The 13,449-nt window shown below is 59.5% G+C and carries 8 protein-coding genes; 5 read left to right on the top strand and 3 right to left on the bottom strand.

From position 1 onward, the window contains the following. Positions 1-9 precede the first annotated feature (9 nt). Together C3Y15_RS22070 and C3Y15_RS22065 are read right to left on the bottom strand one after the other, a co-directional pair. Positions 10-1,038 carry an ABC transporter substrate-binding protein gene (locus C3Y15_RS22070; RefSeq protein WP_069246196.1) on the bottom strand — a complete coding sequence of 343 codons (1,029 nt, stop codon included), beginning with the start codon at positions 1,036-1,038 and terminating at the stop codon, positions 10-12. Positions 1,039-1,108: 70 nt separating this feature from the next. Then, positions 1,109-2,134 (bottom strand): substrate-binding domain-containing protein, encoded by a 1,026-nt coding sequence (locus tag C3Y15_RS22065; RefSeq protein WP_059568527.1) that lies wholly within the window; start codon positions 2,132-2,134, stop codon positions 1,109-1,111. Positions 2,135-3,420: 1,286 nt separating this feature from the next. Between C3Y15_RS22065 and C3Y15_RS22060 the strand changes: the two genes are divergently transcribed. From C3Y15_RS22060 to C3Y15_RS22040, 5 genes are read left to right on the top strand one after another with little or no spacing between them, the layout of a single operon-like run. After that, positions 3,421-5,952, top strand: a complete 2,532-nt coding sequence (locus C3Y15_RS22060; protein ID WP_014722782.1) for a type VI secretion system Vgr family protein — start codon at positions 3,421-3,423, stop codon at positions 5,950-5,952. 5 nt (positions 5,953-5,957) lie between these two features. Beyond that, on the top strand, positions 5,958-6,932 hold the full coding sequence (locus C3Y15_RS22055; protein WP_041493804.1) for a DUF4123 domain-containing protein: 975 nt from the start codon (positions 5,958-5,960) through the stop codon (positions 6,930-6,932). A 43-nt stretch (positions 6,933-6,975) separates the two neighbouring features. Next, positions 6,976-9,876, top strand: a complete 2,901-nt coding sequence (locus tag C3Y15_RS22050; RefSeq protein WP_014722783.1) for a T6SS effector BTH_I2691 family protein — start codon at positions 6,976-6,978, stop codon at positions 9,874-9,876. Next, the gene (locus C3Y15_RS22045; protein WP_011884203.1) at positions 9,873-10,604 is read left to right on the top strand and encodes a putative type VI secretion system effector; all 732 of its coding nucleotides are present in this window, start codon (positions 9,873-9,875) and stop codon (positions 10,602-10,604) included. Before C3Y15_RS22050 ends, C3Y15_RS22045 begins: the two co-directional genes overlap by 4 nt. 11 nt (positions 10,605-10,615) lie before the next feature. Continuing rightward, on the top strand, positions 10,616-10,867 hold the full coding sequence (locus tag C3Y15_RS22040) for a PAAR domain-containing protein (RefSeq protein WP_011884205.1): 252 nt from the start codon (positions 10,616-10,618) through the stop codon (positions 10,865-10,867). A 51-nt stretch (positions 10,868-10,918) separates the two neighbouring features. Here C3Y15_RS22040 and tssF read toward each other — a convergent pair whose 3' ends face one another. Beyond that, a complete protein-coding gene (tssF, locus tag C3Y15_RS22035) occupies positions 10,919-12,730 on the bottom strand; it encodes a type VI secretion system baseplate subunit TssF (RefSeq protein ID WP_045579288.1) in 1,812 nt (603 codons plus the stop codon). Positions 12,731-13,449: the final 719 nt, after the last annotated feature.

The following is a 13,449-nucleotide window of genomic DNA, read 5'->3' as shown; positions in this document are numbered from 1 at the left end:
TCCTGCCGCTCACTGCATGATCTGCAGATACTGCTGGCCGAACGCCTGCTGGCCGGTCGCCATCTTGCCGAAGTCGACCGGCTTGGCCCGTGCGTATTCGCTCGCCGGCAGGAACTTCGCGGCGAGATCGGCGCCGAGCGTCTGTGCGCGCACCGGCCGCAGGTAGGCGCTCGCCCACAGCTTCTGGCCTTCGTCGGACAGCACGAAGTCGAGCACCTTCTTCGCGTTCGCGTCGTGCGGCGCGCCCTTCACGAGGCTCATCACGTACGGCACCGCGATCGTGCCTTCCTTCGGAATCACGAATTCCACGTTCGCGTGATCCTTGTACTTCGCGCGATACGCGTCGAAGTCGTAGTCGAGCAGGATCGGAATCTCGCCGGACAGCACGCGCGCATACGCGGTCTGCTTCGGCACGATCGGCGCGTTCGCCTTGAGCTTGCGGAACCAGTCGAGGCCCGGCTTGAAGTCGTCGAGGCTGCCGCCGAGCGCCTGATTCACGGCGACCGCGCCCGCGTAGCCGACGAACGCGCTCGACGGATCGAGGTAGCCGACCATCCCCTTGTATTCCGGCTTCAGCAGATCGGCCCACGAGCGCGGCACCGGCTTGCCGTCCAGCGCATCCTTGTTCACGAAGAAGCCGAGCGTGCCCGAGTGGATCGCGAACCAGTAGCCTTGCGGGTCCTTCAGGTTCGCGGGGATGTCGTTCCAGTGCGCGGGCCGGTAGGGCGCGATCACGCCCTTGTCCTTCGCCTGGAACGCCGACGACACGCCGAGATAGACGACGTCGGCGACCGGGCTTTTCTGCTCGGCGATCAGTTGCGCGATCGCCTGGCCCGAGTTCTTGTTGTCGAACGGCACGCGGATGCCCGTCTTCTGCTTGATCGCCGCGATCTGCGCGGCCCAGTCAGCCCATTCGGGCGGGCAGTTGTAGCAGATGGCGGTTTCGTCGGCGTGGGCGGCGGACGCGAGCGCGACGAGCGAGGCGCACGCAATGGGCGCTGCGACGAGGCGCAGCAGCGAGGTCAGGCGAAAGGACACGGTGGATCTCCGGGCAGGGTGGGTAGCTTCGCGTGCCGCGCGCGAGCGCGCGGCGGGTGCATTCGGGGGTTCAGGCGTTGCGGGTTTGCAGGTCGGCGGCCGGCGGCGCGACGGTCGCGCCGTCGCGCACCGTGTGCGGCAGGATCAGCGACGTGCGTTCGATCGACGCGCCGCCGATGCAATCGACGAGGCGGCGCCACGCATGGCGGCCGATATCCTGGTTCGGCGTCGCGACGCTCGCGAGCGGCGGCGTGAGCAGCTCGCCGATTGCGATGCCGTCGAAGCCGAGCACCGACAGGTCGTCGGGAACCGAGAAGCCCGCGCGGCGCAGGCCGCGCATCACGACCATCGCGAGCAGGTCGTTGCTGCAGAACAGCGCGGTCGGGCGCGTCGCGCGCGCGGTGAGATGCGCGAGCACCGCGTCGGGCAGCTCGGCGGCGTTGAAGTCGACTTCGACGGGCGGCAGCGTCGCGACATCGGCTTCGGCGAGTGCCTGCGCGTAGCCGAGATGACGCTGGCGCGCGCGGTCGGATGCGGCGAGCGAGCCGGCCAGCATCAGCACGCGGCGATGGCCGCGCGCGGTCAGCAGACGGACGCCGTCGTAGGCGGCGCGGCGGTTGTCGACCGACACCGACGGGCGGCGCTGCGTGTCGTTGTGCATCAGCACGTAGTGCGGGCCGTCGCGATCGAGCATGTCGAGCAGCGGATGCGTGTCGGCGTCGGCGACGGTCAGGATCAGGCCTTCGACGCGTTGTTCGCGCAGCGTTTCGATCGCGTGACGCTCGCGGGCCGCGTCGTATTCGGTCGTCATCAGGATCAGCTTGAAGCCGGCCGCGGTCGCCAGTTCGTCGATGCCTTGCAGGCAGTCGGCGAACACCGGGTTCGCGACCGTCGGCACGACGACGCCGACGAGGCGCGTGCGCTCGCCGCGCAATTGACGGCCGAGCGGGCTCGGGCGGAACTGCAGCGTGTCGATCGCGGTGCGGATCGCCGCCAGCGTCGCGGGGCTGACGGTGTGCGGCGCGTTGATCGCACGCGATACGGTGGCGATGGAGAAGCCGGCGAGGGCGGCGACGTCCTTGATGGTCTGGGGCATGGCGTGACGCGATGTAAACGTTTTCGGCGAGTGAATTATCGAAAACGTTTGTGACTTCGCGATGACGCGCGGCGAGGCGGTTTCGCAAGAACGCGTGGCGGGGATGCGGGCGTTCGGTTGCGCACGAGCGTGGCCGATCCGATTGTAGCGGCGGGAGGCTGCGACGCGGGAAACGAGCGGTGGCGATGGCGGCGGCGCTCATGCGCGCGGCGCGGTGCGATGCGCCGCACCCGAATCGGGGAACGGATGCGCGAAGCAATGGTAGAATCGCGTCCGCCCTTTTGCCGGGGTGATGAAATTGGTAAACATAGCGGACTTAAACGATTGAGTGCCCGGCCGGAAACGGCCGGTGCAGAACCCTTCAAATTCGGCGAAACCCCTGATGCGCGACGCGCATCGAGGCAACACCGAGCCAAGCCTCGCGGCGCAGCGCCCGCGAGGAAGGTGTAGAGACTAGACGGGGGGCGCCTAAAGCGCACGGGCAGCGTAAAACGCCCGCGCGCGATGGCGAAGGCATAGTCCAGCGCACGAACGGCGTCGTCTTGGCGGCGCCGGCTTTGAAAGAAGCAGTGTGACGAAAATCCGCCGCCTTAATTGGCTTGCCGGTTCGAGTCCGGTCCCCGGCACCAAATATCTCCGCGAGACGCCGAACGTAGCCTGAGTGCCGATCTCCAGTGATCGCGTCCGTGCCCTTGCGGGGTTCCGGATTGCCGCGTGCGTGCAAGCGTCCAGCAGTTGCGGCCTGCCTTCGACATCGGCTCATCTCCAATTGGGACCCGCTGATCTCCGTCAGGTCTCGATCAAACTCCAAACACTCCTCGGGTCGCATGACCTGATAGCGCACGCAGTCGACCGACAATGGTGTCTTGTTGTCAGACCGGTACAGCACCTTCTGTTGCCGGCCGCGCGAGCCCAGCCTTCCAGCGGTTGTTTCAGGGCGAGCTCTCTTTGCCACGACTTTGCCTGGGTTCGGCACCGACATACGCCATTGTCTGAACGAGACGCATGAGCGAAGTGCGCCGATGCGGAAATTCATCGACGGAGCGGCCGTAGCTGGCCGGGCTCAGGAAGGTGATATGTGATTCAAGAAATCCGGCTCACCAAGCAATCGGAAAGTTTTTCCTGAAAGAATGTGAAAATCCGGTAATTTTCACGCGTGAACGTCAGATTGCCAATTCATTCGAAATAGGCCGGTATGCAAGGCGCGCTATCGTCTTGTTCAGAAAGGCATTTATAATCAGCCCTCGGCAGAAACCCCACCTGAATACCAACCAAGGGAATGCTGCATGGGCCACACCGCACTTTATAAGACGCTGCGTCTCGGCGACGCGCAATACAATCGTCTTGTCAAACTCGATACGCCGCTTGGGGTTGACTGGTTATTGCCGCTTTATGTAAAAGGAACGGCTCGACTCGGTCGCGATTACGAATTCGAGATTGATGCCGTTTCGCCACGCGGCAGCCAGATTGAGCTGAGTGCGCTACTCGCCAAGCCCGTCACGCTCTGGATCCAGCAGACGGACGGCTCGTACATGCCGATCCATGGCTACGTCCACCGTTTCAGCCGGCTGGGTGCGGATGGCCCGTTGACTTTTTACAAGCTGGCGTTCTCGTCCTGGCTTTACTTCTTGCGCCTGCGCCGCGACATGCGCGACTGGCAGGAGCAGAACGGCGAACAGATACTGGTGGACGTCTTCAATGAGCACCCGCAAGCGCGGGGCGCGTTCCGCATCGATCTGCACAAGCCGCTGCCGTCCTATTCGAATCGCGTGCAGTGGGAATACGACCTGAATTTCGTCTATCGCAGCATGGAGGAGGTCGGCGTATTTCCGTACTTCGAGCAAGCCGAAAATGGCCGATCGCACACGATGGTTGTGACGGACGACGTTTATTTCGTCCCTCAACTGAAACAGCCGGTTGTCGAGTTCGGTCCCACCGAAATCAGTGGGGAACTGGATGGATTCGCGCAGTGGAAAGAGCAGCTTCAGATCGACAGTGCGCAACTGACGTCGCGCTCGTTCGACTACAAGCGCCCCGATCTCCCTCGCCAGGTACAGGGCGTGACGGACGTGAACGGCGAGTTGCCGACCGATGGGGAAATCTACGACTACCCTGGCGCGTACATGTGGTCGGACCGCGAGCAGGGTGAGCGTCTTGCGCAGATTCGGCTTGAAGAGCGCAAATCGCGGATGAAGCGTTTTCACGGAATAGGCGGCTTGCGCTGCGCGATGCCGGGGCGGCGCTTCGAACTTCGCGGTCATCCGGTGCATGATGCGGGCAGCCAACCGGATCGCGAATTTGTTCTGCTCGGAGTCGACTGGCTGATCTGCAATAACCTGCCTGGTCTGGACGAGGCGGATCAGTTTCCCGACGGGCTGGCTGCAGAAGTTGCGCAAGCAAAGGCTGGCGCAACGGTCCGCCACGCAGACGGCAGCGAAGGTTTCTTTCAGGTGGTGGTGGAGGCGCAACCGCGCAACGTCCCGTTCCGTAGCCCGTTCGAACACAAGAAACCGGTCATGCAGTTGCAGAATGCAATCGTCGCCGGGCCGAGCGGGGAAGAGGTGTACACCGATTCACTGAACCGGGTGAAGGTGTGGTTCCACTGGAATCGCCGCAATGGCCAGGATGAACGCGCATCGTGTTGGGTACGCCCGACGTTCCTTGATGCAGGCTCCAATCGTGGGGGAATTCAGCCGCTGCGCAAGGGTGATGAAGTGGTGGTCGGTTTCATGGAAGGTGACTGTGACCGGCCCGTGATCATTGCGAGAATGTACGGGGGTGCTACGCAGCCGGTGTGGCACACGAACGGCTTGCTGTCGGGTCAGCGCTCGCGTGAATACGGCGGCACTGGCTACAACCAGCTCGTAATGGACGACTCGACGCAGCAGAATCGGGTGCACCTTTACTCGAGCAGCTATCAGTCCCACTTGCATCTGGGGTACCTGATCCAGCAGACCGACAATACGCGCGGCGCTTTCCTTGGAAGTGGGTTCGACCTTAAATCCGACGCCTACGGCGCCATTCGGGCGGGACAGGGCTTGTTCGTATCGACCCACCCGACCGCGACGAACCAGCCGTTGAACGTGACCGCAGCGTCCGAGCAGTTGGCCAGTGCGGAGACCGTTATCGATCTGACGTCGCAGGCGAGCTCGTCGAATCAGGCTGAAAGTTTGCAGGAAGGGCAGGACGCACTCAAGAAGTTCACCGACGCGACGCACTATAGCGTGAGCGGTGGGGCTGGCAGCGGCGGCCGGACCGGTGGCGGCGGCACGGGTAACGCGAACGGCTTTTCGACGCCGATCATGCTGATGGCGAGTCCTGCGGGTCTGGGGCTGTCGACTCAGGATTCAGCGCAACTGACGGCCAACCAGCAAGTCAATATCGTGAGCGGCAAGAGCACGCACGTGGCGGCCGGCAAATCGCTGATAGCGAGCGTGATGGAGAAGATCAGCCTGTTCGCGCAGAATGCAGGGATCAAGTTGTTTGCGGCGAAGGGCAAGGTGGAAATTCAGGCGCAGAGCGACGAGATGAAGCTCGCGGCGCTCAACGACGTGACGATCACGAGTTCGAACGGGAGAGTCGTGATTTCGGCAGAGAAGGAGATCTGGATCGGTGCGGGTGGATCGTACATAAAGATAACGCCTGATCTGATCGAGAACGGGACGAGCGGGCAGATTCTCGAGAAGTGTTCGAGCTGGGATAAGCCGGGGGCGTCGTCAATGCGCCTGCCTTCACCGATTGCGAGCGTGCCGAAGGGGTGTGCCTGGAAGACGGCTTCGGCGGCCGCAGATAGCGCTTCGAGCGTTGTGCTGGAGTAGTGAATATGGAAAACTCAGACGCGCTCGGTATGGACGACTCGCCGGAGGTCATCGCGATAGACGCGGCCGTCAGCAGCTTGCGCACATACTTCAGCAAGCGGCCGGAGATGCACTGCTATCTTGTCGTCGATCCGAGTCAGCGAGATTTCACGAATGACGACGAGGAAGCCCAGCGGTTCCGCCAATTGAAGCGTGCGATCGTGGAGGTGATGCACGATGCGTTTCCTGACAATCACCGGCCATATCTCGTTGAGTTGGACCTTAATACTCCGGAAGGGGCTGGAGCATTTGCGGAGAGTGTGAGGATTGCCTTCGAGGACCGTCGTCCTATGTCAATGGCCGAAGGACTGGGGCAGCGCGTCGGTGGGTGGCTCGCCAGTGACGCATCGTTGGACGAGGTCGCGGAGCATTGGGGCCGCCACGTTTTGCAGTACAACGAGGAAGGGCTGCCGTGTGTGCTGCGCTTCTACGACACGCGAGCCCTTAGTCTGATCTGGCCAGTGCTCTCCCAAGAACAACAGCAGACGCTACTAGGGCCCGTAAAGGTATGGCATGCGCTTGACGCGAGCGCTAAACCTCGCACGTACAGTGTGTTGGCCGGGTCACGTGCCGATCTGTCGTTGACGACCGAGCAGTGGCAGCAGATTCATCGTCACGGATCGGTCAATAGAGCGCTTGCGTTGTATGCCATGAAGGTTGATCGCCAACCGGAACCCTCCGAAATTGCTGCAGCAGTCGCTGCCGCGGAGCGTGCAGAGCACTATGGACTGTTCGACCGGGACGATCGCGTGGCATTTGTCGAGAGTGCTCTAGCATGGCACCCGCAGTTCGACCTACATCCGAAGGTGCTGCAGCTTTTGGGTGCTAGAGCGCCAGACAAGTTTTATACGGCAGCAGTTAGTGTATTGACGGAACAAGACATTGTAGAAATTAGAGACGGTGCTTGGTACGAGCGATTGAGCGCTTCGTCGCCCCGTTGATTGGTGTTGGCAAAATTGCCTGAATTCGATACGAAGAGAGCGTATGGCAGCAAATAACCAGAAATGTGCCAACTGTGAGAAGACGGGGTTGCCGATCTTGCCGGTGCGGTACGCAGTCTTGCCCAACACGATCAAGGCCAAGATGCCCGCCGGCATCGTCGGCGACCGTGTCACCAATGTTAGCCTCTCCGAGCATCAGTATGGTTTGCGGACCTTGCGCGACGGGTGGCTCTATCTTTTCTACGAAGTAGGTGCACGTGGTCCTAATTACTGGGAAGTGTACAAGGTGACTGAAGACGGTCGGTTATGGAAGCAGTCGCGACCGCTCCCGTCCGTTCCGACGACCCATCCGAACTGTGCATTGTGTGCCATAGCCGTACCGATGGATGTCATCGCGATCGAGCAGCCCGAACTCTGTACGGGCAAGGTCTATATCGCATTCTCGCAACTTGCATGGCATCCACGAACATTCGATAAATACGAGATTTACGCAGACTTGCGTGAACAACGCATGCAATGGATCGAGCCGTCAAAATGGATCGCTACCGGAAAGGATGGGACAGGTCACGCGGTCGTTGCAACTGAGTCGTCAGTTAACGATGTACTCGAGTACATGCCGGGCCTAGACGCAAAACAGTTGCGCCCGTTTGACGACAAGGAGCGCTTTACTGCAGACGATGGTAGCTATCGAGAAGATCTGCTTGCCCGTGAGGTGTCGCGTTATCCTTTGAACATCCGACAGGCATCGCCACTGTCGGCGAGCCAGTCGCTTGTGAAAATGATGGTCCACGTTGGACAAACGGATTCTGGTGGAGGCCGGGCTACTCCGTCGAACTATCCCCCAATGTTGTTCGCTTTGTGGGATGCGGTCGGCAACGTTCACGAACTGAACGGCTTTCGCAACGACCCGGTGTCCTGGCTCGACCGATACGGATCGCAGCAGGAAGTCGGCATGAAAGTGATGGCCCTGAATGACATCGACACGGCCAAACGTATCGTCGATTCGCGTACGAAACAGAGTCTCGCGAACCAGGAGGCCATGGCGAAAGAGGCGCATGCCATGACTCCGCTCGGCTCGGCGACAGCCCGAGCTGGTTTGGCGGCGCAACGCACCAGAGCACTGGCGGGCGCCGATGCTGCGCGTGCCAAGGAGGTCAATGCGTATTATGACGATCTCGACTGGATGGCTGCCAACAACATCCCGGGAAGCTATCAGACGCGTCTTATCCAGATTGGCCGATTTAGCCGCGCGGGCAGCGCGAGTTCAAGCGCGCCTTACCTTGGCAAGTACCGCGACGAAATCATGAACGAAGCGCGTGAATATGCGAAAGCGCAACCCGGCTTCCATGATCGGAATCTGGACGGAATGCAGAAGTTCGAATGGTCTCGATACGAAGCTCGACTTCAGCGCAAGCGCATCGAGGATTTCCGCAAGCCATACAAGAAATTGCAAGACGCGGTGTTTAAATTGCAGGAAACGCGTAGCGACGATGTCGGGAAATGGTTGCGGGCAAAACTTCTTGTGGACACGCTTGAGGACTATTACTGCGACGATCTTAGTGACAGCTTCGAGTTCGAGGTTGCGGTAGCAATGGCAATCGACGGGTTGGGGTCCACACCCAAAGGACTTACGATTCTCGATGATCTGGTGGGGCGTTGGAAGCCGACGGACAAGGAAAGCATAGTGTGGCGAGCGGTCGCCATGAATCATCCCGCAGGCCGCGAGGAACTTGGGAAATTGCTGGCGAGCGCGCTGGAGCACAAGGATAAGCCATTAGAGGACGATGGTGTCAAATATGTCGTAACGGCGGTGAAGTATATTGGAAAACTGACTGACTACTATAAGAAATATTCAAAGTTGGCGCTCGAAACAAACTCGGCGAAGATCTCATACTTGGGGGCAATGTACAAAGAGCAAGGGCGTGACGTTTTGCTCATGACTATCGGTGACCGTGTTTTCGACAAACTCCGAATCAATAAGTTGGGGGATTTTGTCGGGGAGAAGATTGTTCAGACGCTGTTTCTCCAGCGAGCGGGCTTACCGGTCGAGGATGCGCTGGCACTCGTCCGCAAGCAGGCGCTGTATGACAAAGTGAGCCGAAGCGAAATTTTGCAACGCTTTCGTACGGCGCGAACCGTGTTAGTGGCGTCGACAAAGGCGGGGCCGAACCCAACCACCGAGCTGTATGAAGTGTGGGAAAAGTTGAAGGCCGACAATGATGCGAACGCGATGAAGGAGCTTCGTCTGGGTCGTATTGCGGTGGTTGCTGCGCTATGTGAGCTGGTGAACTTCTGGCATCTGTTGTCGGAGGCCAAGGACGAAGATACCACCACCAAATTGATCAAGTCGGGCGCATCGCTCAGTGCGTCGATCATCACAATCACGATGACTCCGTACTACGGGACGCTGAAGAAGGCTGTTCGGACGATGAGTTGGAAGATGGTGGGGGGCTTTTTGTCCGGAGCTGGGGCATTTGCTGCAGCGTGGTTGGACTATGGGGCAACTCAAAAAAAGCTGAAGAGTGGCCAGTATGACGTAATGTGGGTTTTGGTCGCCAAAACGTTGCTGGGCGTCGCCTCCGGCACGGCCTTCGTCATCGACGCCATCAGTACTGCTGCACCGTTATTCAAGAAGTTGGCGGCCCGCTCAGGGAATAGAGTGGTCATCATGGCGGTCGAGACTGTTGCCTCGCGGGTGGCAATGGTTGCATCGCTCCGAGTGGTAAGCATGCTGATTACGTGGGAGGCGACGATTGCGGTGTTTGCACTTCAAGCGCTTGCCGATGTCCTGACCCCGAACGAGTTGGAATCGTGGTGTTCTCGCTGTGCATTTGGCACCGGGCAAGAGGCTATTCTTCGTGTGAAAGATCACAGTGTCGAAAAGTACGCGGATATGGTAGAGCAGGAAAAAGCCTTCGATAAGGCAATGACGGAGATGGCATGAGCTTAGAGCGTGAATACCCAGTTCAGGTATTGCGAGGCACGATCAGCAGGTTGAAGTGCCGACGGCGTCAGCAGGACTTTGTCTTGAATGATACCGAGCATGCTTATATGCAGGCAACGGCCGCAGGTGCTGCGTTGGCCGGCATGGGGGCATTTGCGATCGGATTGGTCCAATCGTCGGCGAATTCCGAGGAGGAAGCTGACTGGGTGGAATTTGAACTCGACGGCAAGCAGATCGAGGGATGGCTCTGGAAGATGCCGATGACAGATGGTGACGAGGTTGAAATTGTTGCGGAACCGAGGCCGCGTGACCGGTACTTTGCGTATTCGGTCCGGAGAGTCGGGGACGATACGGTTGCGGTGTACCCGCATGCGACGAGGGGCAGGACTGCCCTTTATCGATGGCTGATGAAGATCATGCTGTGGTTTTTTGTGCCGATCTACGCCCTAATGTGCTTCATGCTGTCACGTGATGCAGGTGGTATCGACAGGACGACTCTCGTGATAGTGCTCGGCGGGGCAGGTGCCTTTTCTCTATTGATATTCTGGATCTTATTTTATCGCGCTTATCTGAAGATGAAGCGCTTTGCCAAATTGGCTGAAGTCATTTTCTCGTGCTACGGCTGGAGCGACGTACGTAGGATTAATCTGGTGCGTTCGTCGAAGCAGATGAGGTCGGAGAATCCGGATCTCGAATATGGTATTCACTATTTTCGCTATCGTTCGTAAGGTATTCTACGATGATGAATTTCATCCGCGTCGGTGATGATACAGACCACGGCGGCAAGGTGATCACGGGTTCATCGACGATGCGTTTCGACGGCCGTTTCGTTGCTCGCAAGGGGGACGAGGTAACCTGCCCCCAACACCCAGACGTCAAACCGAATTTGATCGAAGAGGGCGATGAATCAATGACGGATAACGGTGTTCCGATTGCCCGGCACGGTCACCGGGCGACCTGCGGGTGTCACCTGATTTCGAGCCTTACCTGAGCGGCACGCGCTACCGAGTGACTTGATCTTCACGGTTTGGTGATAGAGAAATCAGGCGAGCATGACTGTGCCTGGTCGTGGCGCACAACGTCGAATTTCGCCGCCAGTGTTCGCCGACATCACGACAAGCTGAACAAAGCTGGTCGCCGGCGCATGCACAGCGAAGAAGTGGTCCATCACGCCGATGAACGCGTTCAAGCTGATGGCCGCAAACGCTTGTTCGTCGATCGTCAACGTCACTTCCAGACCGCGTACGAAGCTCGGCATCGGTTTTCCTGGAAGCCAGAGTTGTTTGGCCCGATGGCTCAGGTTCGTCAGTCCATCGAGCAGTTTTGCGTGCCCCGCTGAATGAGCAGTGAATTGGCGGAGCAGGCGTTTCAGCTCGGCAAGCCCGGTGCGAGTCAATTCGATCGAGTGTGGGGCAAACTGCGTGATGAGCCGCCAAGCCGCGTCGCCTTGGCTCGACAATCGCGCGACTTCGGTCGGGGCGTCCAGCATAACGATGCGTGAAACCATCGTTCCCTGCTCGTTCACCAGATCACCATTTTCGGCGCCGGCCCGCATCGTGTGCGGGAAACTGCCATTCGAACAGGTAACGTCGGCCGTTATTTGTTCGATTCCGGTGTCGGTTGCCGGTCGGCCGTCGGGGCCGACCAAGCTGACCGCAGTTTCCTTCTTTCCCGATGGCGAGGCCGCGTTATGGTGCGCGAGAATCCAATAGGGGCCGGCCGGCTTGGCGGAACTGCCGTGCATGAGCGACACGAACGGATGGATGATGCTCGCTCTGGAGCTAGCCGTCGTGGCACGGACCGAGTCGACAGACCAAACTTCAACACCCGCAACGTCCGTATTCTGGGATTGCACGGGATACGTGTTCGTGATCGGATTCCGCTTGAGTGGTAGCGACGTAAGCCGAAACAGGTTGACGATCGGCGTGCAAAAGAGCTTCAGATTGTCCGCCGACAGATTTTTTAGTTGCTGTGCCGTCCACGACTCTGAATGAACGCCGCAAATGGCGAGATGCAAAGTGAGCTGCTGGCTGGAGCCCGCCGTATGCGCGAGCGCGGCGAGATCGAGGTCAACGAAATCGAATTTCTTCGGAAACGCAAAATATTCGCTCAGTAGCCGCAGCGCGGGCGGGCCGTCGTCTTCGTCGACAAGCTTCTCGGCCTGATCGTCGCCGGCGGCGCCGAGCGGCGGTGTGGCCAGCGTTGACCAGCGACGTTCGGCGTTTTCGACGAAGGCGGCCGCCGTGCGCATCGTCATCGTATCCATTGCCGCACCGACGATTTCGCGAGGGCCGTTGACATGGATGCGCAACGGGCTTGGAACGGCTTCGAAGCGAAAGTCGGGGCGCGCAGCCTCAAAGGTGATGGAGAGCAGACCGGTTGTGCCGGTGGGCAGCACGACGTTGGAGGGAACTGCGGTTGCAGACGCGTAGCGCGCCGCCGAGATTCGCACGGGAGCTAACGTTACGTCATATACGGTTCGGAACAGGCAGTCGTCCGTTTTGCTCGCCAGTTCCGTGCCGCGGGCAATAAGCGACGGCTCAGTGAGCTTGTCGAACATGTCTGAGACATCGAACTGGGCAATTGCGCACGCGGGAATGGTTCGAAGAAACTGGGGATACAGCATCCCGAGGAGCGCCTCGGCGAATTCCGGATAGTTGTCGTCGAGCCGGCTGCCTATATCCGCGGCGAGGAGAGCGAACGACTGCAGCATCCGTTCAACGTGGGGATCCTCGGAGTGGTCCCCGGAAATCCCGAGGCGAACGGCAATTTTGGGATAGCGCGTTGCAAAGATTGCAACTGATCGGCGCAGTAGTGAAAGTTCTCGTTCGTAATGCGGAAGCAGATGATCCATCGCGCGAAATTATGAACCGGCCGGACAGTAAAACGCCATGTCTCCGTCTGATGCTATTGCGCTGAACAGTGTCGGGCGCGCCAACGATTGACGTCGCTATGATAACCGCTTAACCGAACGAAACCCGCCGATTACGTCGATTGCCTCGGAGCCTTGCTGGACACGGCGATCAGCGCGCCCCGAACATTTGTACTGCAGACAACGCATTTTTGTCGCATATACCCGTTCAACGAGACGAATCGCGCCCAATGCCGGGTCCCGGTCGAGTCTTGCGAAATGCAGCGTAAAAGCATGGGCTGGTTTGTCTGGATTCGACCTGCCGAGGGTTGAAGAAAAAACACCGGCTCGTGCGAATATGGTCACGTAACCCGTATCAGTCCGCGCAACCTGATTCGTCAGCGGGCACTCGATTGCGGAACGCGCGCAGATTGACGCCACGGCCCGCATGGGGCAGCCCGCGCAGATGGCGGATTCAATTTGCCCGAACGCAAGATGGCGAGCTGAACGGGCCAGAGTTTCATAGATGGGCCGCTCAGCGCGTAGCGCCGTTCAAACTCGACGGGTAACAGGTCGTCCGCGAGACCGTGTTGACGATCGGGCTTATAAAACACGTCCGTGGCGACCATTGCACGCCCTTCGCGCTTCCTGCCGCTCGCATCGCCCGCCCACCACGCACATCGTTTGGCATCGTCGCACACGCACTTCGCCACCCGCTATCC

Origin of the sequence: Burkholderia sp. B10 (genome assembly GCF_004368385.1) — a bacterium.
GTDB classification, from domain to species: Bacteria; Pseudomonadota; Gammaproteobacteria; order Burkholderiales; family Burkholderiaceae; genus Burkholderia; species Burkholderia vietnamiensis.
This window is presented reverse-complemented; position numbering and strand designations above follow the sequence as displayed.

What these genes read in the sequence shown, in the direction of transcription:
- C3Y15_RS22065 (WP_059568527.1), bottom strand. Translation starts at nt 2,134, where the DNA reads ATGCCCCAGACCATCAAGGACGTCGCCGCCCTCGCCGGCTTCTCCATC.
- C3Y15_RS22060 (WP_014722782.1), top strand. Translation starts at nt 3,421, where the DNA reads ATGGGCCACACCGCACTTTATAAGACGCTGCGTCTCGGCGACGCGCAA.
- C3Y15_RS22055 (WP_041493804.1), top strand. Translation starts at nt 5,958, where the DNA reads ATGGAAAACTCAGACGCGCTCGGTATGGACGACTCGCCGGAGGTCATC.
- C3Y15_RS22050 (WP_014722783.1), top strand. Translation starts at nt 6,976, where the DNA reads ATGGCAGCAAATAACCAGAAATGTGCCAACTGTGAGAAGACGGGGTTG.
- C3Y15_RS22045 (WP_011884203.1), top strand. Translation starts at nt 9,873, where the DNA reads ATGAGCTTAGAGCGTGAATACCCAGTTCAGGTATTGCGAGGCACGATC.
- C3Y15_RS22040 (WP_011884205.1), top strand. Translation starts at nt 10,616, where the DNA reads ATGATGAATTTCATCCGCGTCGGTGATGATACAGACCACGGCGGCAAG.
- tssF (WP_045579288.1), bottom strand. Translation starts at nt 12,730, where the DNA reads ATGGATCATCTGCTTCCGCATTACGAACGAGAACTTTCACTACTGCGC.